The organism is Ruegeria sp. CJ3 (genome assembly GCF_056536725.1).
In genome coordinates this window covers 121250-146910 of the sequence record NZ_JBQFQE010000003.1, presented here as the reverse complement: position 1 = coordinate 146910, position 25661 = coordinate 121250, and the positions used below count along the sequence as shown (strand labels likewise).

The 25661-nt window shown below is 61.8% G+C and carries 29 protein-coding genes; 15 read left to right on the top strand and 14 right to left on the bottom strand.

The genetic code is table 11. The features are described from left to right. Positions 1–2: 2 nt before the first annotated feature. From ACR0J1_RS06460 to ACR0J1_RS06450, 3 genes are read right to left on the bottom strand one after another with little or no spacing between them, the layout of a single operon-like run. Complete coding sequence (locus ACR0J1_RS06460; protein WP_480731538.1) at positions 3–917, bottom strand: phosphotransferase; 915 nt, start codon at positions 915–917, stop codon at positions 3–5. Positions 918–942: 25 nt separating this feature from the next. Beyond that, positions 943–1608, bottom strand: coding sequence for a flagellar hook capping FlgD N-terminal domain-containing protein (locus tag ACR0J1_RS06455; protein ID WP_480731536.1), 666 nt, complete (start codon positions 1606–1608; stop codon positions 943–945). A gap of 3 nt (positions 1609–1611) precedes the next feature. After that, positions 1612–2811, bottom strand: a complete 1200-nt coding sequence (locus ACR0J1_RS06450; RefSeq protein ID WP_480731534.1) for a flagellar hook-length control protein FliK — start codon at positions 2809–2811, stop codon at positions 1612–1614. A gap of 138 nt (positions 2812–2949) precedes the next feature. On the opposite strand from ACR0J1_RS06450, the gene ACR0J1_RS06445 reads away from it, so the two are divergent. The 6 genes from ACR0J1_RS06445 (at position 2950) to ACR0J1_RS06420 (ending at position 6667) form a co-directional block, all read left to right on the top strand. After that, complete coding sequence (locus tag ACR0J1_RS06445; protein WP_480731532.1) at positions 2950–3225, top strand: rod-binding protein; 276 nt, start codon at positions 2950–2952, stop codon at positions 3223–3225. Next, positions 3215–3562: a flagellar biosynthesis protein FlgN gene (locus tag ACR0J1_RS06440; protein ID WP_480731531.1), complete on the top strand. Its 348-nt coding sequence runs from the start codon at positions 3215–3217 to the stop codon at positions 3560–3562. The genes ACR0J1_RS06445 and ACR0J1_RS06440 overlap by 11 nt, the downstream gene beginning before the upstream one ends. A 210-nt stretch (positions 3563–3772) precedes the next feature. Beyond that, entirely contained in the window at positions 3773–5020 is a 1248-nt protein-coding gene (locus ACR0J1_RS06435) for a flagellin N-terminal helical domain-containing protein (protein WP_480731529.1), read from the top strand. 77 nt (positions 5021–5097) lie between these two features. Then, positions 5098–5472 (top strand): flagellar biosynthesis regulator FlaF, encoded by a 375-nt coding sequence (gene flaF, locus ACR0J1_RS06430; protein ID WP_480731527.1) that lies wholly within the window; start codon positions 5098–5100, stop codon positions 5470–5472. Then, entirely contained in the window at positions 5472–5873 is a 402-nt protein-coding gene (gene flbT, locus ACR0J1_RS06425) for a flagellar biosynthesis repressor FlbT (protein WP_480731525.1), read from the top strand. The genes flaF and flbT overlap by 1 nt, the downstream gene beginning before the upstream one ends. Next, positions 5870–6667 (top strand): DUF1217 domain-containing protein, encoded by a 798-nt coding sequence (locus ACR0J1_RS06420; RefSeq protein ID WP_480731523.1) that lies wholly within the window; start codon positions 5870–5872, stop codon positions 6665–6667. Before flbT ends, ACR0J1_RS06420 begins: the two co-directional genes overlap by 4 nt. A gap of 106 nt (positions 6668–6773) precedes the next feature. Here ACR0J1_RS06420 and ACR0J1_RS06415 read toward each other — a convergent pair whose 3' ends face one another. The 3 genes from ACR0J1_RS06415 to ACR0J1_RS06405 form a co-directional block, all read right to left on the bottom strand. Further along, on the bottom strand, positions 6774–8348 hold the full coding sequence (locus tag ACR0J1_RS06415) for a DUF427 domain-containing protein (protein WP_480731522.1): 1575 nt from the start codon (positions 8346–8348) through the stop codon (positions 6774–6776). Between the two features lie 90 nt (positions 8349–8438). Then, the gene (locus tag ACR0J1_RS06410; RefSeq protein ID WP_480731520.1) at positions 8439–9140 is read right to left on the bottom strand and encodes a winged helix-turn-helix domain-containing protein; all 702 of its coding nucleotides are present in this window, start codon (positions 9138–9140) and stop codon (positions 8439–8441) included. Next, complete coding sequence (locus tag ACR0J1_RS06405) at positions 9112–9399, bottom strand: hypothetical protein (protein WP_480731518.1); 288 nt, start codon at positions 9397–9399, stop codon at positions 9112–9114. Before ACR0J1_RS06405 ends, ACR0J1_RS06410 begins: the two co-directional genes overlap by 29 nt. A 175-nt stretch (positions 9400–9574) precedes the next feature. Here ACR0J1_RS06405 and ACR0J1_RS06400 point away from each other — a divergent pair, with 175 nt between their 5' ends. The 4 genes from ACR0J1_RS06400 (at position 9575) to ACR0J1_RS06385 (ending at position 13497) form a co-directional block, all read left to right on the top strand. Beyond that, positions 9575–10042 (top strand): hypothetical protein, encoded by a 468-nt coding sequence (locus ACR0J1_RS06400; RefSeq protein ID WP_480731516.1) that lies wholly within the window; start codon positions 9575–9577, stop codon positions 10040–10042. A gap of 111 nt (positions 10043–10153) precedes the next feature. Then, on the top strand, positions 10154–10771 hold the full coding sequence (locus ACR0J1_RS06395) for a ribonuclease HII (protein WP_480731514.1): 618 nt from the start codon (positions 10154–10156) through the stop codon (positions 10769–10771). Between the two features lie 107 nt (positions 10772–10878). Continuing rightward, complete coding sequence (locus ACR0J1_RS06390) at positions 10879–11982, top strand: DNA methyltransferase (RefSeq protein WP_480731512.1); 1104 nt, start codon at positions 10879–10881, stop codon at positions 11980–11982. Positions 11983–12114: 132 nt separating this feature from the next. After that, positions 12115–13497, top strand: coding sequence for an adenylate/guanylate cyclase domain-containing protein (locus tag ACR0J1_RS06385; protein WP_480731510.1), 1383 nt, complete (start codon positions 12115–12117; stop codon positions 13495–13497). Positions 13498–13574: 77 nt separating this feature from the next. On the opposite strand, the gene ACR0J1_RS06380 is transcribed toward ACR0J1_RS06385, so the two are convergent. Both ACR0J1_RS06380 and mutY read right to left on the bottom strand, forming a co-directional pair. Then, the gene (locus ACR0J1_RS06380; protein ID WP_480731508.1) at positions 13575–14708 is read right to left on the bottom strand and encodes an alkane 1-monooxygenase; all 1134 of its coding nucleotides are present in this window, start codon (positions 14706–14708) and stop codon (positions 13575–13577) included. 61 nt (positions 14709–14769) lie between these two features. Then, complete coding sequence (gene mutY, locus ACR0J1_RS06375) at positions 14770–15801, bottom strand: A/G-specific adenine glycosylase (RefSeq protein ID WP_480731506.1); 1032 nt, start codon at positions 15799–15801, stop codon at positions 14770–14772. Between the two features lie 105 nt (positions 15802–15906). On the opposite strand from mutY, the gene ACR0J1_RS06370 reads away from it, so the two are divergent. Together ACR0J1_RS06370 and ACR0J1_RS06365 are read left to right on the top strand one after the other, a co-directional pair. Next, positions 15907–16413 (top strand): DUF721 domain-containing protein, encoded by a 507-nt coding sequence (locus ACR0J1_RS06370; protein ID WP_480731504.1) that lies wholly within the window; start codon positions 15907–15909, stop codon positions 16411–16413. 14 nt (positions 16414–16427) lie between these two features. Continuing rightward, entirely contained in the window at positions 16428–17084 is a 657-nt protein-coding gene (locus ACR0J1_RS06365) for a DsbA family protein (protein WP_480731503.1), read from the top strand. Between the two features lie 39 nt (positions 17085–17123). On the opposite strand, the gene lpxK is transcribed toward ACR0J1_RS06365, so the two are convergent. The 5 genes from lpxK to ACR0J1_RS06340 all read right to left on the bottom strand — a co-directional run bounded on the left by lpxK (position 17124) and on the right by ACR0J1_RS06340 (position 23126). Continuing rightward, entirely contained in the window at positions 17124–18122 is a 999-nt protein-coding gene (gene lpxK, locus ACR0J1_RS06360; RefSeq protein WP_480731501.1) for a tetraacyldisaccharide 4'-kinase, read from the bottom strand. After that, positions 18109–19344, bottom strand: a complete 1236-nt coding sequence (locus ACR0J1_RS06355; RefSeq protein ID WP_480731499.1) for a 3-deoxy-D-manno-octulosonic acid transferase — start codon at positions 19342–19344, stop codon at positions 18109–18111. The genes lpxK and ACR0J1_RS06355 overlap by 14 nt, the downstream gene beginning before the upstream one ends. Further along, positions 19341–20141: an inositol monophosphatase family protein gene (locus ACR0J1_RS06350; RefSeq protein ID WP_480731498.1), complete on the bottom strand. Its 801-nt coding sequence runs from the start codon at positions 20139–20141 to the stop codon at positions 19341–19343. Before ACR0J1_RS06350 ends, ACR0J1_RS06355 begins: the two co-directional genes overlap by 4 nt. Further along, positions 20128–21474, bottom strand: a complete 1347-nt coding sequence (locus tag ACR0J1_RS06345) for a TldD/PmbA family protein (RefSeq protein ID WP_480731496.1) — start codon at positions 21472–21474, stop codon at positions 20128–20130. Before ACR0J1_RS06345 ends, ACR0J1_RS06350 begins: the two co-directional genes overlap by 14 nt. Positions 21475–21602: 128 nt before the next feature. Next, positions 21603–23126, bottom strand: a complete 1524-nt coding sequence (locus ACR0J1_RS06340; RefSeq protein WP_480731494.1) for a DUF2125 domain-containing protein — start codon at positions 23124–23126, stop codon at positions 21603–21605. Positions 23127–23259: 133 nt separating this feature from the next. Between ACR0J1_RS06340 and ACR0J1_RS06335 the strand changes: the two genes are divergently transcribed. The 3 genes from ACR0J1_RS06335 to ACR0J1_RS06325 are packed head-to-tail and all read left to right on the top strand — an operon-like array spanning position 23260 to position 25348. Further along, positions 23260–24009: an SDR family oxidoreductase gene (locus ACR0J1_RS06335; RefSeq protein WP_480731492.1), complete on the top strand. Its 750-nt coding sequence runs from the start codon at positions 23260–23262 to the stop codon at positions 24007–24009. Further along, entirely contained in the window at positions 24006–24614 is a 609-nt protein-coding gene (locus ACR0J1_RS06330; protein ID WP_480731490.1) for an enoyl-CoA hydratase/isomerase family protein, read from the top strand. Before ACR0J1_RS06335 ends, ACR0J1_RS06330 begins: the two co-directional genes overlap by 4 nt. Then, positions 24611–25348, top strand: a complete 738-nt coding sequence (locus ACR0J1_RS06325; protein WP_480731488.1) for a VOC family protein — start codon at positions 24611–24613, stop codon at positions 25346–25348. The genes ACR0J1_RS06330 and ACR0J1_RS06325 overlap by 4 nt, the downstream gene beginning before the upstream one ends. On the opposite strand, the gene ACR0J1_RS06320 is transcribed toward ACR0J1_RS06325, so the two are convergent. After that, a complete protein-coding gene (locus tag ACR0J1_RS06320; protein WP_480731486.1) occupies positions 25349–25645 on the bottom strand; it encodes an HNH endonuclease in 297 nt (98 codons plus the stop codon). Positions 25646–25661: the final 16 nt, after the last annotated feature.

Sequence of the window (25661 nt, the reverse complement as noted above, 5' to 3'; positions counted from 1 at the left end):
CATCAGCCGACTGAGTATGTCGTGAGCTCGGTGATTTCGAGCTCATAGCCACGGGCATAGTCGGGGGCCCCGTGTTCGATCTGCCAGAGACAATAGGCAGCCATGCGCCAGGCGTACCAGGGGCGCAGCGAAAGGTAGCGTTCGGTGATGTCCGGGCGGTCGTAGGCCACAAGGAAGTCCCGCATCTCGCTGTCAGTTAGGGGCGCGCCGCGGTAAAGCTGTTGCATTGCAGGTGACAGAAACATCGCCAGATCCTCGCAGGGATCGCCAAAGGCGGGGCATTGCCAGTCGATCAGCGTCAGACCCAAAGGGGCCTGCAGAATGTTGCCCGCAACGGGGTCGCCGTGGATCAGGCATCTTTGCGCCAGAGGCCCGACCGGGGTTTGCGGTCGCGCCGCCATCAGCCGCGTTTTTTCCCCTGAGGGACAGGCGGCCAGGATTCGCTGCGTGTGCTGGTCGAGATCATCGCTGCCATTGCATCCGGGCGGGGCGTCGACCTCAACCCGTGACTGGTGCAGACGTCTCAGCAACTGTGCGACGGTTTCAACCCGATCCTGCCATGGCGTGCCCGGTGCGTGATCGTAATAGACCCAATCGGCGGCCTCGAACGTGCCGGTTCCGCGGAGGTTGGGCACAAAGCCAGTGTCGCCGAGCGCGGTCAGACACCGGGCTTCGAGCATTGCGTCGTTGCGAAACAGCGGGTTGCGCAGGGCTGAAGTGTAAAGCTTGAGCACTGCGTCGCTGTTGCCCGAGAGTACCCTCCAGACCTGATTGGTCCGTCCGCCATATAGTGTTCTGAACCGAGCACCGGGCCTGATCAGCCCTTCGGCGCCAAGTTGCTGGATCAGGCCAATTGGGGGTTGGTTTCGATCAGACAGAAGAGGCCCCGGTTCTGTGGGTGAGTCGCGCTGGGCCAAGCTTTGGCCCGCTCTGTCGCCCAGATCAAGCGCCCGTGCGGATTTGCGTGACTTCGCTGACCAGCACCTCGGCCCCGCTGTCGAGCGTCAGTGCCACGGTGCCGTCATCCGTTTTAGCCTCGACCACGCGGCTGAAGACCGCTGCGGGTGCGTTAGATAGCAACTTGTCTCCGCTGAAACTTTCCAGCGAGGCGGCATAGGTGCCGGCGGGCAGGGGCTGGCCCGAGCCATCGGCTCCGGCCCAGTCGAATGCGCTCTGATCGGTTGGGACTTTGATGCGGTCGACCTCTGTGCCCTGTGCGTTCCGGATCACCAGCTCGGCTCGGTCCGCTGCGGGGTTCGCTTGTGCAAACAGGGTGATGGGGCTGTTTTCAAACCGAAACGGCGCTGCAGCTTTCACGTCCATTCCGACCCAGCCCGCCAGTTGGTTCAGATCAACTGCGCCAAGAACCTGCGTCAGCCCAGAGAGAAGCTCGTTGGCCTTAACCTGCTGTTCAACCATCGAAAATTGCGCCAGTTGCGAGGCGTATTCCGAGGAATCCAGTGGTTCAAGCGGATCCTGATTCCGTGCCTGTACGGTCAACATGCGCAGAAAGGTCTCAAAATCCGAGGCGAGTGCCGAGCGTTGCGTGTTTTGTTCCGCATTGACGGGTGCGCCGGTCTGCCCGGCAGCAGAGATTGCTGGGATCATGGGTCAAAGCCTCATATCCAGGCCCTGTTCGGGGCTGGTGGGAATCGGGCGGGCAAGGGTTTCGGCGGTGTCCCCTGCCTCGGTTGGTGAGAACGCAGGGTCTTGTTGGGATGTGTCGCCGTCATGCGGCGCATCTCCGGACATACCCAGATCAAGGGAAAGGTCGCCATAACCCAGCCGCTCGAACTCGGCGGACAGAATTGCCATGTGCCGCCGCATCAGGTCCAAAGTTTCCGGCCGCTCGGCCATGATGATCAGATGCATCCCGTCATCCCGGCCATTCAGCGTGATCGAAACGCGACCAAGTTCTTCGGGGTTCAGGGCGATTTCCACGCCGCCCGCACCTGGTCGCGCCGAGATAACGGCGGCCAGTTGACCAGCAACGGCGCGCGTGGTCTCGGCCCGCGCGGCGGCAGGTGGAAGACCAGAGGGCATATCCCGCATGGTCTGTCCGGAGGGCCCGTCCCTGAGCGGGGGAAGTTCATCGCTTTCCGGGGATGAAAGCGCCTCGACCGCATCTCTGGTCTGCGCTGCACTTGAAACCTGAGCCAGCACAGCCTGTCCTGCAGGCGGCGGAACCAAGGTCTGCGGCGTGACCCGGCTTGCGACAGCGATTTTCCCGACGGCTTCAACGCTGATGGAACGATTTGCTTGCCGTTCGATCTGGTTCGACGACGCTTGCAGCTTGGATGTCAGACTCAGGGCCTGCGGAGTCACCGGTTCACGCATATTCTGAGCGCCGACAACAACAGGTCCATGGTCGGGCGGATCGTTGATGGCCGGATTCCTGTCAGGCACGAGCGGCTCTGGCTTTGCGACCGGGGGCTCAGCGGTGCGAAAGGGTTGTGCGGCAGGGGATTGGGTCACCGCTGGCTGCGCCCTGTCTGCATGCGCACCAGCGGGGCCAGTTTCCTCCACCGTGACGTCCGGTTGGCTGCCCGGCACGTGCGCCGCAGAGTTGTGAGCCTGCGATAGGACAGGCTCAACCAGTTTCGAATCAAGAGGCGCGCTCGGTACGATCCCGGTTTCGTCCTGGGTCTGCGGGGTTACCGAATCGGGATTGGTCGAAACGTCCGCTTCGGTGTCGGGCGTGGCATCCTGCGATCCGGCCTCTTCATTTAACGCATCCTCGAAAGCAAATGTGCCGTCGCTGCCCTGTTCGGTGCTGCGGGAGGTCGCGGTTCCGGCTCTTGTGGCGGTCATTGTCAATGTCAGCGCGTTGGGCATTCTTGCTCGGGCTCCGTTCAATCTGCCCAGCATCATGCAGCCACGGAGGTTACGTTTATTTTAACCGCTTTGCCCTTTGATCACGAAAGTTCGAAGCAATTTTCGGAGAAACCGATGATCAGTTCAAACACGGCGGCCGCACCTCAACCGGCGATAACGGCGCAGAGCATGAAAGCCGCCTCTGTCAGGCTCGAGGCTGTTTTTCTGGCCGAGATGTTGAAATCTGCGGGGCTTGGTGCTGCACGCGACTCTTTTGGTGGCGGCGCGGGTGAGGATCAGTTCGCCTCGTTCCTGGTGCAGCAGCAGGCGCAGCAGATTGCACAGGCGGGCGGTATCGGCCTGTCGGAACTTCTTTTCAACGCAATGATGGAGAGACCGGATGAGCAATGATCGGATCGACGCGCTCGAGACCCTTCTGGATGCCGAGCGCGTGGCGCTGATGCAGGGCGACCTTAATGTTCTGGGTGAGACAACGCCCGAAAAGGAGAGGCTGATACAAGAAATCGGCGTGCTGGATGTTCTGGAAACCGCTGATTTGATCCGGGTGCAGAAAAAGGTCGAGCGCAATCAGGCCTTGCTGGATAGCGCGGCAGAAGGCATCCGCGCAGTGGCGGGACGCATGTCGGAGCTGCGCCGCGTTCGGCAGGAATTCAGCACCTATGATGCCTCGGGCCAACGTCAGGGGTTTGCCATGCGCGATCGAGCGAAATTGGAAAAGCGCGCCTAGGCCAGGTTTGATTCAAATCCGAAATTTCGCGCGGAGGTGTCTTAGCACTCCGTTAGGGGATCGGGGGTCAAGGTGGCGTTGCATCCGAAATCAGCGGATGGCGCGAGGGCCGCAAGGCATAACGCAAAGGTCAGAACGACAGAATGCCTGCCGGTGTGGCGGGTCCAACATGGGCGTCAAATGCGCCCGAACACGAAAAGGATGACAAATATGTCCAGCATTCTGACAAACAACGGCGCGATGGTTGCGCTGCAGACACTGAAATCGGTCAACAAGAACCTCGCGCAGACCCAGAACGCGATCTCGACCGGCAAGGACGTCGCCACGGCCAAGGACAACTCGGCCGTTTGGGCGATTTCGAAAGTGATGGAGTCTGATGTCAATGGTTTCAACGCGATCAAGGACAGCCTGGCGCTGGGTGAATCGACCGTTGCGGTGGCCCGGAACGCGTCTGAAACCGTGACCGATCTGCTGAACCAGATGAAAGGCAAGATCGTCGCGGCGCAGGAAGACAACGTGGATCGTGGCAAGATCAACGCAGACGTAAGCGCGTTGAAGGACCAGATCGAATCTGTTGTCGGAGCGGCCCAGTTCAACGGTCTGAACCTGGTAAACGGGTCTTCGGGTCCGGCTTCTATCTTGTCGTCGCTCGATCGGGATGCAGCCGGTGACGTCACGGCCTCGTCGATCAGCGTTGCTGCACAGGACCTTTCGGTTGGCGGATACACGGCCAAAGGTGTTCTTGCGGGTTCGGATAACGTGACCACCGACAACGACACGGCTGGTTTCACGATGGATAAGGCCGGCGGTACCGGTGATATCGTAATCGATAGCTCGACCGACAACTTTGAAGCGGGCGACAAGGTGTCCATTACCGTTGGCGATCAGGTGGCAACCTACACCATTCAGGATGCAGACCTGGATCCGTCGGGTACTTATGACGCAGCCTATACCGACGCGATTGTGGCTGTGGGTCTGAAGAACAAGATCGACTCTCTGGGTGTGACAGGTGTTGCCGTTGACTATGACTCGGGCGATCCGGGGCGCTTGAGCTTCGTGACCGGCGCCGCAGCTGCGGGCGCGGATGCGGATCGTGATGTCACCGTCGCGGCCCAGTTCACCAATGCGGGCGCAGGTGGCCTTGGAGCTCTGGACTCGATTGATGTCTCCACCGATGCGGGCGCCCTGGCAGCACTGGGTACCATCGAAACCCTGATCGACACGGCCATTGACGCGTCGGCGGCCTTTGGTTCGTCGCAGGGCCGGATCGAGACCCAGAAAGAGTTCATCTCGAACCTGGCGGACTCGTTTAAGTCGGGTATCGGTTCGCTGGTGGATGCCGATATGGAAGAGACTTCGGCCCGCTTGCAGGCGCTACAGGTGCAGCAGCAATTGGCGACCCAGTCACTGTCGATCGCCAATCAGGCGCCGCAGTCTATCCTGTCGCTGTTCCGCTAATTGGAACTCTGACCCGGGGCGCGGCCATCGCGCCCCGGCACTGACCGCCCCCTGATGGACCATTGGAAGGATTTCAAGTGACACCGCAAACGCTGGCTCAACGCGCATACGCGCAGTCCGCCGCTCCGACGCGCACGCCGCGGGATACGGAATATGAGGCAATCTCGAGAATCACCCATCGTCTGAAAGCGGCCGCGGCCCGCAAGGCGGCGGATTATGGGGGGTTCGTGCAGGCTTTGCACGAAAACCGCCGCTTGTGGAGCGTTCTGGCAACCGGCGTCGCGGATACAGACAACGCACTGCCCAACGATCTGCGCGCTAGGATCTTCTATCTCGCCGAGTTTACCGAGCAGCACAGCAGTCAGGTACTAGGCAACAAGGCAGCGATCGAACCCCTGCTGGAGATCAACATGGCGGTTCTGCGCGGCCTGCGTCAGATGAGGGGCACCTGATGGGAGGACTGGTTCTGAAACTCGCCCCGAAAGAGCGGGTCCTGATCAACGGAGTGGTCATTGAAAACGGAGATCGCCGCAGCCGGTTTTCGATCATGACCCCGCAAGCTAACGTGCTGCGCCTGCGCGATGCAATCCATCCGGAAGAGGCGAACACCCCGGTGCGCCGGGTGTGTTATGCTGCTCAGCTGGTGTTGTCCGGTGATACCGAACCGGGGCAGGCGCGCCAGCAATTGCTGCGCCGGGTCGAGGAGCTAAGCCAGGTCTTCACGGACGCCGACAGCCGCCGGGTGTTGTCCGAGGCGACCGAAGCTCTGGTTGCTGAACAGTACTATAAATGCCTGAAAGCGTTGCGATCCCTGCTCCCACGAGAGGAGCGCCTGATGGCGTATCAAAGATGACGTTTCAGCCAGTCGTGCCAACGGGCGGGCTGGTGGGCTGGCGCTTTTTGCAGCGCACATATGACGCGCAGTTTGAAACCTACTCTGCCTCTGCCGTCCGACAAAGAGAGTCGGAGTATTTCCTTGAAAATATCGGCAAGGTCCGATCCGTCGAGGATCTGGTGTCAGACCGGCGCCTGTTGCAGGTGGCTCTGGGAGCGTTCGGTTTGCAGCAGGATCTTGATAACCGCTTTTTCATCCAGAAGGTCCTCTCGGACGGCACCCGGGCAGATGATGCGCTGGCAAACCGGTTGGCGGACAGCAGGTACCGAGATTTTGCCGATGCCTTTGGCTTTGGGCCGGGCGAGCTGCGTCAGAACGGTTCGCCGGACGCCATGAAGAAGATCGCCGAAGCCAGTCTTGTCGCCGGGTTTGAGATCGCCGTGGGTGACGTGGATGACACCATGCGGATCGCATTGTTTACGCAGCACGCGCTGGCTGAAATCGCATCTCAGGATGGCAGCGAGAATCGAAAATGGTTCGATCTGATGGGCTCACCTCCGTTGCGCAACATGATGGAAACGGCATTGGGTCTGCCTGCGACATTTGCCCAGCTGGATATCGACAAGCAGCTTGAGGTGTTTCAGGACCGGCTGCATCGACTGACCGGGTCTTCGGACCTTTCGCAGTTCTCGAATGCCGATGCCATCGAAAAACTGACGGATACTTATCTGGCCCGTAGTCAGATCGCGCAGATTCAGGCGACAGTTTCTCCGGCGCAGACGGCGCTGATATTGCTTGGCGCGGCTGGCTGAGGGGCAAAGAAGGGTTCTTGCCGGATGGTGCTCCTCGGCTTCAACAGTGATCGAGAGCAGCCCGCCGCACACTGCTGGATCGTCATGGGCTCAGAGTTCGGACTGGTCAGCGGTCCAATATCGTGTCTGCGGGCGCTCGGATGGCGAAGGACGTAACCGGTTGCGAAACATTGTGCAGCTTAACGGCCCCCAAAGGGATCGTGTGCTGACAGGCTGGTTCGATATCCCGAGATACGACGATCCGATGGCCCACCGTTTTGCCGTATTCGCCCAATCGCGCTGCGACATTGGCCGCCTGTCCTATCACCGTGAAGTCCAGCCGCTCTTGCGAGCCGACATTGCCATAGGTCACGCGCCCATAAGCGACGCCGATGGAGCAGTCGCAATGGTGATCGCTCTCACCTTTGCGCAACTCGGCCAGCTTTTCGACAATCTTCACAGCCGATTGTTGCGCGTTAGACCGGGCGGTGGCCGCGTCTTCATCGCCAGCGGGGAACACCGCCAACACAGCATCGCCGATGAATTTGAGCACCTCGCCATCATGGTCGTGCACGATACCCGAGACGGTTTCAAAAAAGGCATTCAGGACCGTGATATAGCTGCTGCGGCCCAATTCCTCTTCCAGCGCGGTCGAGTTCCGCAGATCGCAGAACATGATCGCGGCATCGATATCGTCGCCGTCACCGCGGCGAATCTCGCCGCCCAGAACCCGCGCGCCCGAGCGTTTGCCCACGTAGGTTTCCAGAAGAACCTGCGCATTTTCGCGTTGCATGAATACTTCGTAGAACCGCGCGATGACCGAGGAACACTCAAAAACCAGCCCGAGGTTTTCGGTCGTGAAACCATCGCGGTGATCGCAGGTCAGGGTCAGTACGTTGGTCCGCCCGTCCGAGAAGGGCAGCGGCATGGCGACGTAGTCCGTCGCCCCTTTGGCGCGCAGGTCCTCGATGATCGGGAAACTGTTATGCGGGTTGTCGTCATTCAGACGTTGGCGCACACCCCCCAGCCCGTTCGAGACATGGCGCAGCGGGCTGTTGGTAAAGGCCGGGTGGTCGTGGATTTCGTAAGTGGGGGTGAAGGTCGAGATCTCATCTTCTCCCTTTTCCCAGACATAGTGCTTGCCTGCGATCAGCGGGTGCAGCGACCAAACCAGAATGCTGAGGCGTTGAATGGCGATGCCGTGTTCCAGCATCTTCTCGGCCAGCGCTTTGGTAAAGCCATCGGGGGTGTCCACCTCGGACGCGCCGCGCATCAGCCAGTCGATCAGGGGGCCGCTGATATTGCCGTCATCGGGTTGCTGCAGCGTGTTGTCGCCAAGGTCGATCCGGGTGGCGGTGTCAGGCATGAAACCGATATGGCCCTGAATGGCCTTGCTTTCGGGCAGGGCGTCTTCATAGGCCCAGATCGAGTTGGTCAGGCGTTCTTCGGGCAGGCTGATGTCGTGATATGTCGCGGTGCCCTTGAAGGGGCAGAAAGTCTGCAGCTCGGTCTCGGGGCTAAGGTCAACGCACAGGTCTTCGCGCGGAATGTATATCGCCGGTGGCAGTCGCGTTTCATACATGACCTTGGCGTTTTGGCTTTCGGCCAGCAGGGTTTCGCCACGATAAATCGCTACCCGCCCGTGCAGCGGTTCGACGGAAATCCCATAGCCTTTGACATTCGGAGTGGCGTGGACGTTCATGGGCAACCTCCCGTGGCCAAGCCCCTATAGGATGGGCCCTGACGGATGGAATTCCAAGGGTAAGCCTGAAATTTCAGCAGCCAGCGCGTCTCAGACCATCTGAATGACGTCTTTTTCGATCGACAGCATATAGCCCTTTTTGGCGATGTTCTTCACCAGCAACTCGCTGACCATCTGATTGCCCAGTGCATCGCGCAGGCGTTTGATCCGGGTGGCCCCTGCGGCCTCATCACAGTCGGCGGCGTTTTTGCCGGATATCATCGCCTCGATCTGCACGCCCGACAGAACCTCGTCATCCAGCCGGGATTCGGCAAGAACCGATAGGGTTTCCATTGCGGCCGGGGTCAGTTTGAAATCCATGTTGTTGAGGTACACCGTGTTCTCCTCGCGGCTGATCAGCAGCGAGGTGACCTGTATCCCAGTGCGCTCGATCTGGGCCATGCGGCGGTTGAACAGCACCAGCATGACCAGAAAGACCAGCGCTGCGATCAGCATGGCGCTGGCAAAGACCAGCAGCACGAAGATGACCATGCGATAGCTGGACAGCGTGTCGGCAAAGGCGGTGCCGGACTGGGCCAGAATCTCAAGCAGGCGGATTTCGGATTGGGAGGTCAGGTCAGCCTCGACAAACAGACGCTCGACGCGCGCGTTGAAGGCGTTGGCGTCGGGCAGGGTCCAGAACAGGAAAACGGCGGCGGTCACCAGAATGGCCACGATGGCGGCGATCCCCGCACCCACCAGCCGAACCCCCGAACGACGCGCTTCAGTAACGGAGATAGAATTTTCCGGCATTGGCCTTCCTTTGATCCAACCCGTCCGCTTCGAATACGGACATGACGTTCAACAGGGTCCAGCCATTCGATTTCAGCCGCTTCGCGACCTCTTTCTGGGCCGACCCTTTATTGCAGCTTGAAACCTGCATGACGCCATAATGCAGCCGCAGGGGATTGTCCTGCTTGGCCTTGTAATCGGCATAGCAATCTGCCGCGACGGCCTGCGACCCAACCGATATCAGGGCCGTCAGAGCCAGAGAAGAGAGGATCTGTTTCATGGGCTGCATCCTGCGCATGGGTTGGGCGGATATTCAATAACCACAAGGGGTTTGCAGCCCTGATATTCGATAACATTGTGCCGTTATTGCTTGTCTGAGCGGGGTGATCGCAGGGTCGGGGCATCAAATACGCGGTCCGATCCGGGCCTGCCCATCATCCGAAAGGACACGCATCATGCATCGCAAATTCATCGCTCTGATCGTCGCTACCGCCGTCGCCATCACCGGCATATCCGCATCTCAGGCGCGGGCGGCGGATACCAGAGATATTCTCGGCGGGTTGGCCGCATTGGCCATTCTCGGTGCGGCGATACATCATTATCAGGATGAAAAGCGCGAAGAAGAGAAGAAGCGCCACAAACACAAGAAGAAGCACGCCAAGAAGAAGGTCCATAAGCCCCACGTTCGCCCGCTACCCAATCGAGTCGCTCGTTACAATCTTCCGCAGCGTTGCTTGCGCACGTTCAACGCCTATTCGAAAAAACACCCGCTGCTTGGGCCGAACTGCCTCAAGAAGCACTACAAATATGCCAATAGCCTGCCTCACCAATGCAAGGTTGGTTTCTGGAATGGCAAAAAGGTAAAACGGGCATACGAACCCGCCTGCCTGCGCCAGAAAGGATACCGCGTCGTTTACCAGTAACCGGTTTCGAGCAGGAGTGGCGCCAAAGAAGCGCCGCGCTGGAAGAGGGTGGCGCAAGCTGCCCTCTTCTTTTGTCTTGCGCCCGACCAAGAAACGCGGTTTGCCAGAGGCATGTCGACACCTGATTTTGAACTCGAACGGGCCTTGCTAACGCGTGGATATCTTCGCATCGCCGGGGTGGATGAGGTCGGTCGCGGCCCGCTGGCTGGGCCGGTTGTGGCGGCGGCTGTGGTTCTGAACCCCGAGGATATTCCCGAAGGTCTGAACGATTCCAAGAAGCTGACCGCCAAGCGTCGCGATGCGCTGGACGCGGCGTTGCGCGCCCGGGCAGAGGTGGCGGTGGCCGAAGCAACGGTCGCCGAGATTGATCAGCACAACATTCTACGTGCCTCGCATCTGGCGATGCTGCGTGCGGTTGAGGCGCTGGACCCGGCCCCCGACTTCCTGTTGATCGATGGCAACCTGATTCCGCGCGGCATGAAGCTGCCCTCGCAAGCGGTGGTGAAGGGAGACGCCCGGTCGATGTCTATTGCGGCGGCCTCGATCGTTGCGAAAACCTGGCGCGATCGGGTGATGGTGGATTTGGCGCAACAGCATCCCGGCTATGGGTGGGAGGCAAATGCAGGTTATCCGACCAAACAACATCGCGAAGCGTTGCGAAATCTTGGCGTGACCCCACACCATAGACGTTCGTTCAAGCCGGTCCACAATATCTTGTATCAAGAGTAAATCGTAAGTCGCTGATTCAAAAAAGAATTTGACGGCGAATCAGGTTTGAATCATCCTTGTCTCAACCAAATGAGCGCAAAAGCGCCGTGGACACTTGAGGCAGTGATATGACTACGACCACCAAAAAGGGCGCAAAGGCGCCCCCGTTAAACACGATTCTATCCGGGGACTGCATCGACGTGATGAACAGTCTGCCCGAGGCATCGGTTGACCTGATCTTTGCGGATCCGCCCTATAACCTGCAGCTGAAAGGGCAGTTGCATCGGCCCGATAACTCTCAGGTTGATGCGGTCGATGATCACTGGGATCAGTTTTCCAGCTTTGGGGCCTATGACCAGTTCACCCGCGAGTGGCTGAAGGCGGCGCATCGTCTGCTGAAACCCAACGGGGCGATCTGGGTGATCGGATCTTATCACAACATCTTCCGCGTGGGGTCTGCCCTGCAGGATGCGGGCTACTGGATTCTGAACGACGTGGTGTGGCGCAAGTCGAATCCTATGCCGAACTTCCGCGGTAAACGCTTCACCAATGCGCATGAGACGATGATCTGGGCGTCCAAGCGTGAAGGAGCGAAATACACGTTCAATTACGAGGCGCTGAAGGCGCTGAACGAAGGTGTCCAGATGCGCAGCGACTGGGTTCTGCCGATCTGCACCGGGCATGAGCGCCTGAAAGATGAAAACGGCGATAAGGCGCATCCGACGCAAAAACCGGAATCGCTGCTGCATCGGGTTCTAATCGGCTCGACCAATCCCGGTGATGTGGTGCTGGACCCGTTCTTCGGTACCGGTACGACCGGTGCCGTGGCCAAGATGCTGGGCCGTGAATTCATCGGGATCGAGCGCGAGGAAAGCTATCGAAAGGTGGCCGAGAAACGCATCGCCAAGGTCCGCAAATTCGACCGCGAGGCGCTGGAAGTCAGCGCCAGCAAACGCGCCGAGCCGCGTGTGCCCTTCGGCCAACTGGTCGAACGCGGCATGCTGCGCCCGGGCGAAGAGCTGTATTCCGTGAACCAGCGCCATAAGGCCAAGGTGCGCGCCGATGGCACACTGGTGGGCGACAACGTAAAGGGCTCGATCCATCAGGTGGGGGCGCATCTGGAAAATGCGCCGTCCTGCAATGGCTGGACCTATTGGTGCTTCAAACGCGATGGCAAGACCGTGCCCATCGACGTGCTGCGCCAGCAGATCCGTGCAGAGATGCACAACTGAATACCGCCGGTGCCTGTGGCCTGACACAAGGCACTATGCCTTGCCCCGCCGATGATCCGGCGGGGTCTTTTGTTTTTGCGTCAGGAATGATTGCATGGGGCACCCCGATATGTCGCAAGAAAGATCACGGCCATGACCGAGACCACCGCGCGCAGACCCCGCATAGACAGGATGTTCCTGACACAGCCGGATAACTTCGATCTGGACAACAAATACACCGAGGCCGCCTTGGAACGGCACAAGCGTGAAGGGCTGGAGCTTGCCGTGCGCGCCCGATGGATCGCCATGGGGTTGACGGCGGTGCTGCTGATCTATCTGAACCCGCACCTCGAGGTGCTGTGGTATCACTTCATCCTGCTGCTGATCTGCGCCAATGGCTGGCTGATCCGTCGGGCAGGACGCGTGGGGCAGTCGCGGACCGAGCTGCTGCTGATCTTCGTCGACCTGCTGATCATGACGCTGGGCATGATCGTGCCAAACCCGTTCAGCGATGATGTGCGGCCTTTGGCGATGCAATACCGGTTCGATAATTTCCAGTATTTCTTTATCATTCTTGCGGCAGGAACGCTGGCTTATTCCTGGCGCACGGTGATCGCCCTAGGCACATGGACCGCGGGAATGTGGACGGCGGGTTGGATCATCGCGTGGTGGGTCTCGACCCCCATTCCCGGGATCAGTGAGCGCGTTGCGGAGGCGTTGCAGGGCTATCCAGATGTGGCCGAGTTACTGGATCCCAACAGCTTCATGGTGCCGCAGCGCATCCAGCAGGTGATTGTCTTTGTCATGGTCGCGGTGACACTGGGCCTGTCGATGCAGCGGCTTAACCGGTTGCTGATGACCAATGCCGGGCTCGAACGGGAACGGGCCAACCTGTCGCGGTATTTCTCGCCCAACGTGGTGGAGGAGTTGAGTCAGAATGACGAACCGCTCAAGCAGGTCCGCAAAGAGGATGTGGCGGTTCTGTTCATCGACATCGTGGGCTTTACCCGCTTTGCGGCCGGGCGCGATCCCTATGAGGTGATCGAGGTGCTGCGCGGGTTTCACGCGCGGATGGAAACAGAGGTGTTTCGCCATCACGGCACGCTGGACAAATATCTGGGCGACGGGCTGATGGCGACCTTCGGAACGCCGGTGCCCACGCCCTTGGATGCCAGCAACGCACTGGGCTGCGCGCGGGCGATGGTCGAGGTGATCGACCGCTGGAACCTCGAGCGTCGGCGCGCAGGTGAGCCCGAGATTCACGTGGGTATTGGGGTGCATTACGGGCCGGTTGTTCTGGGCGATATCGGCGCGAACCGGTTGGAATTTGCGGTGATCGGTGATGCGGTCAATGTCGCCGCCAAGCTCGAGGCGCTGACCCGCGACTTCAGCGCGCGCGTTGTTATCAGCGAGGCGGTGCGGGCGCAGGTTCAGAGTGAGGAGACGGACGTCAAGGGCCTGATGTCAGGTTTTTCCGCCAAGGCCGGGCAAACAGTGCGAGGCGTGGCCGAGCCGATGGATATCTGGGTGCTGTAGCGGCTCCCGCCTGTCGGCGCAGCATCGAAGATGCAGCACCTCCCGTTGGGCCGGGCAGCGCGCAAGCGCGCTGCGGGTTACGCGGACTGGGGATTCAGCGCCTTGTTATAGGGCTTCCAGTCGGTGATTTCGGGGTAGTATTGCCGCCGCCATGCGCGAACGCGGGGATTCATCACGCGCCGCCACAGCGGCGGGATCATCGCGGCGATGGTCATGACCGGATAGCCATAGGGCAGTTGCGGTGCGGCGTCCTGTGCGTGGTGTTGCAGCAGGGGAAAGCGGCGGTTCGGCTTGTAGTGATGGTCCGAGTGGCGCTGCAGGTTGATCAGCAGCCAGTTAGAGGCCTTTTGCGACGCGTTCCACGAATGGCACGGTCGGATGTGTTCGTATTTGCCGTCGCCCAGATATTTGCGCGTCAGCCCGTAATGTTCGACATAGTTGACCAGTTCCAGCTGCCAGATCGCCACCCCGGCCTGCAGCACGAACAGGCCAAGCCCCGACCAGCCTCCGATCAGCAGCGCCAGCAGCAGCATGGCCCCTTGCAGCACCCAGTACCGCCAGAACGGGTTTGCGCGGTCGGTCCAGGGCCGGTCTTTGCGGGCTAGCTTGTCGGCCTCGGCGCGGAGGGCCGAGCGCAAGCTTTGACGCAGGACGCGGGGATAGAAACGGTGAAACCCTTCGTTATAGCGCGCCGTCACCGGATCGCGGGGTGTGCCGACGTAGCGGTGATGGACTAGCAGATGTTCGGACCGGAAATGGGAATACAGCACCATGGCTAGCAGGACATCGCCCAGCCAACGTTCGAACCGGCCTTTCTGGTGCATCAGCTCATGGCTGTAGTTGATGCCGATCGTGCCCGAGATCACGCCCATGCCGAAGAAAATGCCGATCTTTTCTGCGGTCGAGAACGTCTCGGACCGGGTCACGTACCAGATCAGCCCGTAGAGCGTGAGGAACTGCACCGGTGCCCAGAGCTTCGTCAGCAGGATGTACCAGCGCAGGTCGGTGTCTGGAGTCTCGGGGTCGGCGTTTTCAAGGTTCAGGCCGGTCAAGCGGTCGAGCGCGGCAAAGGCCCACCATGTCGAAAGGGGCACCAGCAGGACCCACCATCCCCCGGCGGCCGAGGTGACCCAGATCAGCGGGACCAGCAGATAGGAAATCCAGAACGGCAGGGCCGATTGCCAGCGGGATAGGGTGGTGTTTGCGATCATCGGGGTGCTCCGGAGGCGAGTATGGGCAAGCTAGCTCCGCGCGCGGGATTTGCCCATCGGGCTATTGGCCGCGCCACAAGTCATAGGCCTTGCGCATCACGGTCGGCAAGTCGCTGGGGCGAAAGGCGTGTTTGTCGATGATGGTCAGGTTCTCGGGCGTCAATCCGCCAGGTAGTTCGGCGGTCCAGAGGCGCAGGATCAGGTGGAAATGAGTAAAAGTGTGCCGCACCTCGCCGGGCAGCACCTGCCAATCCGCCGCAAAGGGCGGCGCGGGATCCGGCGCGTCGGACCAGTCAGAGCCGGGCCAGCCGAGCATCCCGCCCAGCAGCCCTTTGTCGGGGCGGCGCTGCAGCAGCATCGCCCCGTCCGCGCGCCGGGCGATGTAGACATGCCCTAAACGGGTGGGTTTGGGCTGTTTCGGCGTCTTGCGGGGCAGATCGGCCTGCGTTCCCGCAATGCGCGCCAGACAGGGATCGCGCAGAGGGCAAATCCCGCAGGCCGGGGATTTCGGCGTGCAGATCGTCGCCCCCAGATCCATCACGGCCTGAGCGTAGTCTCCGGGGCGTTTTGCGGGTGTCAGACCGGCGGCCTTTTCTTTGAGCAGGGGTTTCGAGCCGGGCAGCGGGTCGTGGATGTCATAGAGCCGCGACATGACGCGCTCGACATTGCCGTCCAGCACCGTCTCGGGCCGATCAAAGGCGATGGCCGAGATCGCTGCGGCCGTATAGGGCCCGATGCCGGGCAGTTTCAGCAGCGCCTCATAGTTGTCTGGGAACTGCCCCGCGTGATCCTGCGCCACAACGCGGGCGCATTTCAGCAGGTTACGGGCGCGGGCGTAGTAGCCCAGACCGGCCCATTCGCCCATGACCTGATCATCGGGCGCGGCGGCCAGCGCGGCAACATCCGGCCAGCGCGCCGTAAACCGCATGAAGTAATCGCGCACCGCAGCCACGGTGGTCTGTTGCAACATCACCTCGGACAGCCAGACGCGATAGGGATCAGGCCGCACGCCTGCGGCGCGGTCCGCGGGCCCCACTCGCCACGGCATCGTGCGGGCGTGGCGGTCATACCAGCCCAACAAAACGCGGCTCACATCAATGTCACCAAAGTCACGCAAGTTTTATACATCTCTCTGTCGGGTTTCGCTGGCACCCTGCCTCGTGCCCATTACAATAGCGGGACAGGAGTTGGAAACCAGATGCAGCGCAAACGGTCCTCGACCCGCGGGTTCAAACGCACCGCGACCTTGCTGAACGACCAGATCAGGCGCGCCGGTGAAAGCCGGGGGTTCGCCGTGTCGCGCTTGTTGACCCATTGGGCCGAGATCGTGGGGCAGGACATCGCCGCCATCGCCCGACCCGTCAATGTGGGTTATGGCAAGGGCGGATTCGGGGCGACGCTGACGGTGCTGACCACCGGGCCGCAGGCCCCGATGCTTGAGATGCAGAAGGAACAGTTGCGCAGCAAGGTGAACGCCGTTTACGGCTTTAACGCCATCAGCCGCATCCGCATCACCCAGACCGCTCCGACCGGATTTGCCGAGGGGCAGGCCAGTTTCGACCACAAGCCGAAGCAGGCGAAACCCAGCATTGCACCCGAAATCGTCGCCGAGGCAGACAAAGTGTCGCGCGATGTTCATAACGCGGATCTGCGCGCGGCCCTTGAACGTCTGGGCCGCAACGTTTTATCCAAACACAAAAGCTGAGAAAGGGCTGAGGAATGAGCCGTATCGCAACCGTAATCTGCACGGCTGTTGCCGTGGCCGCCGGTGGTTACTGGCTGGCACAGTCGAACACCGCCAACCCTCTGGTTGGCAGCGCCGAGGCGCAGGAGGCCGATTTGGACACCTCGACCATCGTCGAGATGGTGCAGGGGGCCGAGGACGCGCCGGTCGAGATCATCGAATATGCGTCGTACACTTGCCCGCATTGCGCGAATTTCCACATGGGGCCGTACAAGCAACTGAAGGAAGAGTTCATCGACACCGGCAAGGTCAAGTTCACCTATCGTGAGGTCTATTTCGACCGCTATGGCCTGTGGGCCTCGATGGTGGCGCGATGTGCGGGGCCCGACAAGTTCTTTGGCATCACCGACCTGATCTATGGCGGTCAGTCCGAATGGACCCGCGCCGGCGGCCCTGCCGAGATCGTGGACGAGCTGCGCAAGATCGGGCGTCTGGCCGGGATCGACAATGACCAGCTTGAGGCCTGTCTGCAGGACGGTACCCGTGCGCAGACGCTGGTGGCCTGGTATCAGGAAAACGCCGAGCGTGACGGGATTCAGGCAACGCCCTCGTTCATCGTGAACGGCAAGAAGGTCGAGAACCAGTCCTATGACGACTTCAAGAAACTGATCGAAGCGGAACTGGGCAGCTAAGATCCGCGCGGCCAGCCCTCTGCCGGGCTGGCCTCTGCATTACGGAGATGGCGCGACCCGCGCCAGCATCTCTGTGATCTCGTCATCCTGATCGATCTGTAAGCGCACCGGAAGCGTCAGCACCTTGCTGCGGAAGGCCGTAGGCAGGCGCACGGCATCCTTTTCGGTCGTGACCATCTGCGCGCCCATCGCGCGGGCTTCGTTTTCCAGCCGTGTCATCAGGGCCGTCGTCAGCGGTTGGTGATCGTCCAGCGCCTCGGCCCGTAACAGCGTGGCGCCCTGCTGGCGCAGCGTGGCAAAGAATTTCTCGGGGTGGCCGATCCCGGCGAAGGCCAGAACCGGCGTATCGCTCCAGTCCATGCCGGTTTGCAGTGGGCGAACCTCGCCCTGGGCCCGAGGCAGGCCCAGCACGGACTCCCAGTGGTCTGAGAACGTATCCTGCGCGTGGGCGGGTCCGAGGGACAACACCAGATCGGCGCGTTTGAGGCCAACGGCGACGGGTTCACGTAGGGGACCAGCAGGCAGGCACAGCCCATTACCGAAGCCACGTCCGGCATCGACCACGATGATCGAGAAATCCTTGGTCACCGCCGGGTTCTGAAACCCGTCGTCCAGAACGATGACCGTCGCCCCACCAGCCGCTGCGGCCCGGGCCCCGGCCGCGCGGTCCTTGGCGACCCAGACATCTGCAAAGGCGGCCAGTAGCAGGGGTTCATCCCCCACCTGCGCGGCGGTGTGTTTTCCGGTATCGACCTGCACCGGTCCTTCCAGCGAACCACCATGGCCGCGGGTGACCACATGGGGGCGGTGCCAGCGGTCGCGCAGATGCTCCAGCATCCAGATCACGGTGGGTGTCTTGCCAGTGCCGCCCGCATTCAGATTGCCGATGCAGATGACCGGCACGCCGGGGGAGATACCACCACCGCCTGCCATCCGGCGCGCGGTGGCGGCTGCATAGATCCGGCCCAGAGGGGCCAGAAGCCGTGCGCGCAGGTCCAGCTGGTCCGGTGCGGTATTCCAGAATTCAGGTGCGCGCATCGGGTGCCCTCCGCTGGTCCAGCATGTCCTGCACCATCTCGATCAGCCGGTCGGCCTGCGGGGCGCCCTCGGTCACGATCTGCCACCCCGCCAGCGCCATATCGGCGGTGCGATCCGGGGCCAGAAGCTCGACAACGCTGTCGCCCAGTTCGGTGGCGGATTTGACCGTCAGCGCGGCGCGCTCGTGATCCAGCCTGTCATAGACCGCACGGTGTCGGTTGACATGCGGGCCGTGGATCACGGCCGATCCAAGGGCAACGGCGATCAGCGGATCATATCCGCCCGCGCCCCGTTCCATCGTGCTGCCCATGAACGTCACCGCCGAGACGCGGTGCCATAGGCCCAGATCTTCGGGCATGGCCGACAAAATGACCTGCGTGGTGTCCTCGATCGGGTGGCCGTCGTCCCAGTTGGCACAGCGCAGGTCCATCGCCGCGAGCCGCTTGTACAGTGGGGCAGCCTCGGACATATCCGCCACATGCAGAACCAGAGCCAGTCGTGGCAGCATTCGCAGCGCCTGCCGGTGGGCGCTGAGGACCGAGATGAACTCTTTGTCCTGTACCCAGGCGGCCAGCCAGACCGGGCGTCCGGCCAGCGCGTGATTGGTTTCGATCAACTCGTCCTCGGGCCAGGGCCGGGGATTGGGGCTGAGATGCAGCGCAGGCGCGATGGATACTTTGGAGGAAGTGACGCCCAGCCGCCGGATTTGGCGCGCGATATCGTCATTGGTCGCAAGGATTGAGGTGAAACACTCCAGCGTGTACCGCGTGATATCGGGCAACCATCGCCCGCCGGGGGCCGCTTTGACGTCGACCACAGCCTCGGCCAGGATCATAGGTACGCCCCGTTCCTGCGCGCGGGTGATGATGTTGGGCATCAGCCCGCCGCCGAACCATAGGCCCATGTCAGGATTCCAGTGTTCCAGAAAGCTGCGGGCGGCTCCGGCCTGTTCGGTGGGCAGTTTGGTGATCGGCCCTGAACAGCCGTCCCACACGGACAGATCGGCATCCGGCGGTGCGGTTAGCAACAGCGACAGGCCCGGGCGGGTGGGCAACAGGCGGCGGCAGAAATCATCGACCGCGCGCAGCCGGTCAGGCGTGCTGACATGAATCCACAGAACCTCTCCCTCGGGCCGGGGGCCGTCCGGGCGTTGGGCCCCTCGCGGAACACCCCAGGACAGGACCCGATAGGCCGCGAGGCTCAGAGACCGCGCCTTGCTCATGCCGGGATGCCTGCGCTGTCGGGGTCAAGGCGCGTTTGCAGCCTTGCGTGCAGGGCAGGTCCTGCGGCGACGACGCCGTCAAGCCGTGGATGGGTATTGTTGAAGCGCAGGGGTTGTGCCATGCGGTCGGTGCACAGCCCGCCCGCTTCGCGCAGGATCAGGTCTCCGGCGGCGATGTCCCATTCCCAGCTGGGCCGGAGGGTCAGCATCCCGTCGAACCTGCCTTGGGCCACCAGCGCCATGCGATAGGCCAGCGAGGGGCGATAGACACGTTGAAACGCGGGCGGTTCGCCTGCCAGCCAGTGATGCGGTTTGAGATTGGGTTTTGCGGCCAGTATCTCGGCCTCGGACATTTGGGTCTGGCCCGAGACCCGGATCGGGGTCCCGTTCAATGTGGCCCCTTGGCCGCGTGCGGCTGCATATAGCAGATCGCGCAGCGGCAGGTAGATGACGGCGGCTGTGACCTCGCCATGTTCAGCGATGGCCAGCGAATGCGCCCATGTGCGCGAGCCTTCGGCAAAGCTGCGGGTGCCGTCGATCGGGTCGATGATGAACACGCGGTCGCGGGACAGGCGGTCGTCGGTATCCTCGGTCTCTTCGCTGAGCCAGCCATAGTCGGGCCGCGCCGCTTGCAGGTCGCGTTCCAGCATGGCGTTGACGGCCAGATCGGCCTCGGTCACCGGGCCTGCGCCATCGGGTTTGTCCCAGCGCTGGGCCTGCGGGCCGGTATAGCGTGTGGCGATCTTTCCGGCCTCAAGTGCGGCGTCGATCAGTAAGGGCAGGTCAGTTGCCGGCAAGTGTCATCCCTTCGATCAGCAACGAGGGCACGACGCGCGACAGGTAAGGCCGTGCATCATTAGCGGGCACGATCCGCATCAGCATGTCCCGCAGATTGCCCGCGATGGTGCATTCGTTGACCGGATGCGTGATCTCTCCGTTTTCCACCCAAAAGCCCGAGGCCCCGCGGGAATAGTCGCCGGTATTGGGGTTGATGGTCGATCCGATCATCGAGGTCACCAGCAGCCCCGTGCCCATGTCGCGCAGCAGGTCGGCGCGGCTGTGGGTGCCTTGCGTCAGGCTGAGGTTCCAATTGCTGGGGGACGGAGGCCCGGACACTCCGCGCGCAGCGTTCCCCGTCGAGGCCATGCCCAGTTTTCGGGCGCTGGCCAGATCCAGAGTCCAGCCGGTTAGAACCCCGTCCTCCACGATGGCCCGGCGCCCGGTCGCCAGACCTTCGGCGTCAAACGGGCGCGAGCCCGAAATGCGCGGGCGATGCGGGTCTTCGATCAGGGACAGATGCGCGGGCAGGACTTGCTCGCCAAGGCTTTCCTTCAGCCACGAGGCCCCGCGCGCGATGGCGGCCCCATTGCTGGCCGCCAGCAGATGCCCGATCAGCGACGAAGAAATGCGTTCATCGAACAGAACCGGGAAGCTGCCGGTCTGCGGTTTGCGCGCGCCCACAAGTGAAACGGCGCGTTCGCCGGCGGTGCGGCCAATCTCGGACGGGCTGCGCAGGTCGGATTGGAAACTGCGGCTGTCGCCGTCATAGTCCCGCTCCATCCCCGTGCCTTCGCCCGCGATGGCCACGCATGAGGTCGACCGGCTGCTGCGCGCATACCCCCCGGAAAAGCCGTTGGTTGCGGCCAGATGCACGCGATGGGTGCCATAAGCCGCCGCCGCGTCCGAGACCTGGCTGACCCCGTCAATCTCAAGCGCCGCAGCCTCGGCAGCCAGCGCATCCGGCATCAGCGCATCGGCGCTGGGCTCGGGGGTCGGATCGAACAACTCAAGCGCGTCCATATCCCAGCTGGTGATCAGCTGATCGGGATCGGCAAGGCCGGTGAACGGGTCCTCGGGCGCTTCGGCGGCCATGGCGACGGCGCGTTCGGCCATCGCGGCCAGTGTCTCGGGGCGGCTGTCGGAACTTGAGACGATCGCCTGACGTTTGCCGAGAAAGACGCGCAGCCCCAGATCGGTGGCCTCGGACCGCTCGGCATGTTCCAAAGCACCGCCGCGCACCTCGACCGATACAGATGAGCCATCGATAACAATGGCATCCGCCGCCTCGGCCCCGGCTTTGTGCGCGGCGTCCAGCAGATCATGGCTGATATCTTGGGGTGTTCTGTTCATGAGGCCTCCGGGGGTCTTGATGCCTTTGACCTAGCCTCGGAGCGGGTGTGCCGCAAGGGCTGCGGCCCATTTCAGCGGCCCGCTATGGGTGGGGCAGGCCGCCGCTGCGGCCCGCCCCGGTGTATGCGTCACTTGATCCGCTGTCCGTTGGCCAGAATCTGACCATCTTCGGTAAACTCGATGGTCGAGTTCAGCGTGTCGGGTTCTTCGCCCGGAACGGCCATCAGACCCATCATCATCCGAGCGCCCAGTGCGTCGTTTTCCGAGACAAAGCCCATGCCGATCAGCGTATCCAGCAGGGCGTTTGCACCCACCAGCTTCAGATTGGCGATGCCCGCCGGGGCGGGCAGACCGTCAAAGGCCTCGGTATTGGTGTTGTCGAACTTGAAATCGCCATCGCCAGTCAGTTCTGCGCCGACCAGCGAGATCAGCAATTCGTTGATCTTCAGTGAATGCAGCTCACCCGGCGCGGCGTCCGAGGTTTCCAGTTCTTCCACAGCTTCGGGGTCCATGAAATCGACCAGAACCTTGGCGGTGCCGGTGGCGTCCAGCGCGATGGTTGCCGGATCGCGGGGCAGGGCACCTGCGGGGTCAAACAGGCTCCACAACACGTCGGACATGGTGAAATCGGTCAGGTTCATGCCAAAGCCGAAGGGCTGGATTTCTTCCGATGCCTGCACCGGCACCTCAAGCTTGAGCCCGGCATTGGCCATCGCGATCTCGATCGGGAAAGGCAGGTCAGCCGTCGTGACCGCCAGTTTCGAGCTGTTCTGCACGAGGTTATAGACAAGGCGTTCGGCATCGATGCTGCCGATGAACTTGCCGCCTTCGGAACTGCTGCTCATCGAAAACGCCTCACCCTCGGCGGTTCCGGCCACTTCGGTGTTGCCCGAGCCATAGGTGAAGGTGCCCGAGGCGGCGAAGCCCGCGCCATAGATGTCCTGCACGTTGGCCACGTCAAAGCCGGGCGGGATAATCGTGTCGCCGTCAAAGGTCAGATCGTTCAGCTTGCCGCTGATGCGACCGGTATCATCGCTGTCGGGCTCGTCAAAGGCCAGATCATAGGTCAGCTTGCTTGCGGTGAACTGCTGGGCAATGTCGCGCATCTCGCCGATTTTCATCTGCGACGAGCCTGCGACCGTGTCCATGTGAACATTCAGCGCCAGCATGTCTTTCGACACGGTTTCCTCGCCGAACTTCATCGAATCCAGCCCAAGTGTCAGGCTGTTTGCGGTGTAGTCATAGGTCATTTCTTCGGGCGTGCCGGACACGACCATGTCCAGCGCGTCTTGCGTGTAAAGCAGCTCGGCCGAGAACGCCTCACCATCGGCTTCGCCCGAAATCGACACCGGGAAGCTGTCGGGGAAGCCGATATTGACGGTGCCATCGCCGTTCTCGGTCAGGGTCATCTCGGGGATGGTCATGTTGAACTGACCTTCGGCGTCTGGCAGCGCCATGCCCATGGTCATGTTCGCGATGGTGGTGACATCGCCAGATGTGCTCTGGTCGCCGGTCACCTCGTAGCCCATGCCGCCCAGATAAGCCTGCCAGTCGGCCCAAACGTCAGCGGCGGTGATATCGGCAAATGCGCCCTGAGTGGCAACGGCATAGGCCAGCGCCGGGCCGCAGCTCCGGCGAAGGAAAACAGTCATAAGAGAACCCTTCTTGATCAATTTTGCGGGCATCGTCGTGCCTGCGGCGGTCAGCGTCAAGGGGCAAGGGGTGGACCAGTTCCCCATTTCCGCTGTACGACTTTATTCAAATTCAGACACAGGGGTTTAAGCGATGCAGATGCAAGGGAAAACCGTACTGATCACAGGGGCCAGCCGGGGCATAGGCGCCGAAGCCGGGCGCGTATTTGCCGCAGCCGGGGCCAATGTCGTGCTGGTCGCGCGCAGCCGCGATCAGATCGAGGCTTTGGCCGCAGCGCTTGGCGAGACTGCAATCGCACTGGCGTGCGATGTCAGCGACTTTGCGCAGGTGGAACAGGTGGTGGCCGATTGTGTTGACCGGTTCGGATCGCTGGATGTGCTGGTGGGCAACGCGGGTGTGATCGATCCGATCTTTCATATGTCCAACGCCGATGTCGCGTCTTGGAGCGCAGCAATCGACATCAACCTCAAGGGGGTGTTCTACGGCATGCGCGCCGCCCTGCCCATCATGCGCGCCGCGGGCGGCGGTACTGTGCTGACTATCTCATCTGGTGCCGCCTCGAACCCGGTTGAGGCTTGGAGCCATTACTGTGCTTCCAAGGCCGGGGCCAAGATGCTGACCGAATGCCTGCATCTGGAAGAGGCGCATCATGGCATCCGCGCCATGGGCCTGTCGCCGGGGACAGTGGCCACGGATATGCAGCGGGTAATCAAGGCCAGCGGCATAAATCCGGTCAGCCAGCTGGACTGGGACGATCACATCCCCGCCGACTGGCCCGCGCGGGCGCTGTTGTGGATGTGTTCGGCGGATGCGGATGAATTCCAGGGCACCGAGATCTCGCTACGCAACGAAGACATTCGCAAAAGGATCGGCCTTACGTGATTGACCTGACGCAAGAGGATGGTCTGTGGACTGTTACGCTGAACAACCCCGACAAGGCCAACGCACTGACGGGTGCGATGCTGACCGAGCTATTGCGGATCGCCGAGGCCGCCACTGAAGCCCGTGCCCTGATCCTGACCGGCGCGGGCCGCGTATTCAGCGCCGGTGCTGATCTGGACGAAGCGCGCGCCGGGCTCGCCACCTCTGATCTGTGGGAGCGTTTGTCGGGCGCCATCGCAGCGCTACCCTGCCTGACCGTCGCCGCGCTGAATGGCACGCTGGCCGGCGGGGCCAACGGCATGGTGCTGGCCTGCGACCTGCGCATTGCGGTGCCCTCGGCCAAGTTCTTCTATCCGGTGATGAAGCTGGGCTTTCTGCCGCAACCCTCTGATCCGAAACGCATGGCGGCGCTGATCGGCCCGGCGTGGACCAAGTTGATCCTGATGGCGGGGCAGAAGATCGCTGCCGATGAGGCTTATTCCTTTGGGTTGGTAGACCGGGTGGTCGAGCCGGACCAACTGATGCCAACAGCCCGCGAACTGATGGCCGATTCTGTGGCCGCCGACCCCGCGATTGCTGCGGGGATCGCGAGGCTCTGCCCATGAGGATTGCGGCGTTGCATCTGCGGGTGGTCGATCCGGACCGCCTCGCTGCGTTTTATCGCGATGCCCTTGGCATGTCGGTTCAGGTCGAAGGGGCCAATCGTCGCCTCAGCTATCCGGGGCAAGGGGCTGCACTCCTGTTGATCCCGGGCGGCGGTGGCTATGCGTCTGATCGCGGGCAACGATACTGGAAGATCGGGATCACCCTGCCGGACGTGGATATGGCTGCCGCGCACTTGCGCCAGAGGGGCGTTGCGGTCAGCGATCCGCGTCAGTTTCTGGACATCGGCTATATGTGCCACCTGAGCGATCCCGAAGGCTTTTCAATCGAATTGCTGCAACATGATTTCGAAGGCAATCGGCCCGCGGGCGCCGCAAAAGCCGATGCGCCGTTTGCGGATGCATGTATCGGTCAGATCACCCTGCGCACCGGCGATATCACCGCCGAGGATTCCTTGTGCCGCGAACTCGGGATGCGCTTGCTGTCGATGCAGGACGTCGCGCCCTATGGGTTCGACCTGCATTTCTACGCCTTCACGGATGAGACCCCGCCTAACCCCGATCCTTGGGCCGTGGAAAACCGCGAATGGCTGTGGAAACGCCCCTATACGACGCTTGAGTTCCAGCACATCGCCGGGGCGCAATTCGCGCCGGTTCCAGACTATCTTGGGATCGAAATCGAGGGGCTGGAGGCCGAACAGCAAGACGCTTTCGGCGATCCATTGCTGCCTGCCTGATCAGCGCCCCCGCCGTTTGCCGGGCACCTTGGACCGAAACCCGGGCGGGCGTTTGCGGACCCAGTTCAGGAATTTTTCAAGCCTCGGATGGCCGCGCAGGGCCTCGACCGTGTTGAAACTGCGGGCCAGTTCGGCCTCGGTCAGGGTCGCGTGCACCTCTTTGTGGCAGATCTGATGCAGCAGGACGGTCGGCCCGCCCTTGCCTCCTTTGAGTTTTGGGATCAGATGGTGCAGGCTGCCGCCGCCCTCGGGGATCGGGCGGTCGCAGAGCGGGCAGATCGGATCAGGATTCGCCATAGGTGTAATTTCGCGC

What these genes read in the sequence shown, in the direction of transcription:
- ACR0J1_RS06455 (WP_480731536.1), bottom strand. Translation starts at nt 1,608, where the DNA reads ATGATCCCAGCAATCTCTGCTGCCGGGCAGACCGGCGCACCCGTCAAT.
- ACR0J1_RS06450 (WP_480731534.1), bottom strand. Translation starts at nt 2,811, where the DNA reads ATGACCGCCACAAGAGCCGGAACCGCGACCTCCCGCAGCACCGAACAG.
- ACR0J1_RS06445 (WP_480731532.1), top strand. Translation starts at nt 2,950, where the DNA reads ATGATCAGTTCAAACACGGCGGCCGCACCTCAACCGGCGATAACGGCG.
- ACR0J1_RS06440 (WP_480731531.1), top strand. Translation starts at nt 3,215, where the DNA reads ATGAGCAATGATCGGATCGACGCGCTCGAGACCCTTCTGGATGCCGAG.
- ACR0J1_RS06435 (WP_480731529.1), top strand. Translation starts at nt 3,773, where the DNA reads ATGTCCAGCATTCTGACAAACAACGGCGCGATGGTTGCGCTGCAGACA.
- flbT (WP_480731525.1), top strand. Translation starts at nt 5,472, where the DNA reads ATGGGAGGACTGGTTCTGAAACTCGCCCCGAAAGAGCGGGTCCTGATC.
- ACR0J1_RS06420 (WP_480731523.1), top strand. Translation starts at nt 5,870, where the DNA reads ATGACGTTTCAGCCAGTCGTGCCAACGGGCGGGCTGGTGGGCTGGCGC.
- ACR0J1_RS06415 (WP_480731522.1), bottom strand. Translation starts at nt 8,348, where the DNA reads ATGAACGTCCACGCCACTCCGAATGTCAAAGGCTATGGGATTTCCGTC.
- ACR0J1_RS06410 (WP_480731520.1), bottom strand. Translation starts at nt 9,140, where the DNA reads ATGCCGGAAAATTCTATCTCCGTTACTGAAGCGCGTCGTTCGGGGGTT.
- ACR0J1_RS06405 (WP_480731518.1), bottom strand. Translation starts at nt 9,399, where the DNA reads ATGAAACAGATCCTCTCTTCTCTGGCTCTGACGGCCCTGATATCGGTT.
- ACR0J1_RS06400 (WP_480731516.1), top strand. Translation starts at nt 9,575, where the DNA reads ATGCATCGCAAATTCATCGCTCTGATCGTCGCTACCGCCGTCGCCATC.
- ACR0J1_RS06395 (WP_480731514.1), top strand. Translation starts at nt 10,154, where the DNA reads ATGTCGACACCTGATTTTGAACTCGAACGGGCCTTGCTAACGCGTGGA.
- ACR0J1_RS06390 (WP_480731512.1), top strand. Translation starts at nt 10,879, where the DNA reads ATGACTACGACCACCAAAAAGGGCGCAAAGGCGCCCCCGTTAAACACG.
- ACR0J1_RS06385 (WP_480731510.1), top strand. Translation starts at nt 12,115, where the DNA reads ATGACCGAGACCACCGCGCGCAGACCCCGCATAGACAGGATGTTCCTG.
- ACR0J1_RS06380 (WP_480731508.1), bottom strand. Translation starts at nt 14,708, where the DNA reads ATGATCGCAAACACCACCCTATCCCGCTGGCAATCGGCCCTGCCGTTC.
- ACR0J1_RS06370 (WP_480731504.1), top strand. Translation starts at nt 15,907, where the DNA reads ATGCAGCGCAAACGGTCCTCGACCCGCGGGTTCAAACGCACCGCGACC.
- ACR0J1_RS06365 (WP_480731503.1), top strand. Translation starts at nt 16,428, where the DNA reads ATGAGCCGTATCGCAACCGTAATCTGCACGGCTGTTGCCGTGGCCGCC.
- lpxK (WP_480731501.1), bottom strand. Translation starts at nt 18,122, where the DNA reads ATGCGCGCACCTGAATTCTGGAATACCGCACCGGACCAGCTGGACCTG.
- ACR0J1_RS06355 (WP_480731499.1), bottom strand. Translation starts at nt 19,344, where the DNA reads ATGAGCAAGGCGCGGTCTCTGAGCCTCGCGGCCTATCGGGTCCTGTCC.
- ACR0J1_RS06345 (WP_480731496.1), bottom strand. Translation starts at nt 21,474, where the DNA reads ATGAACAGAACACCCCAAGATATCAGCCATGATCTGCTGGACGCCGCG.
- ACR0J1_RS06340 (WP_480731494.1), bottom strand. Translation starts at nt 23,126, where the DNA reads ATGACTGTTTTCCTTCGCCGGAGCTGCGGCCCGGCGCTGGCCTATGCC.
- ACR0J1_RS06335 (WP_480731492.1), top strand. Translation starts at nt 23,260, where the DNA reads ATGCAGATGCAAGGGAAAACCGTACTGATCACAGGGGCCAGCCGGGGC.
- ACR0J1_RS06325 (WP_480731488.1), top strand. Translation starts at nt 24,611, where the DNA reads ATGAGGATTGCGGCGTTGCATCTGCGGGTGGTCGATCCGGACCGCCTC.
- ACR0J1_RS06320 (WP_480731486.1), bottom strand. Translation starts at nt 25,645, where the DNA reads ATGGCGAATCCTGATCCGATCTGCCCGCTCTGCGACCGCCCGATCCCC.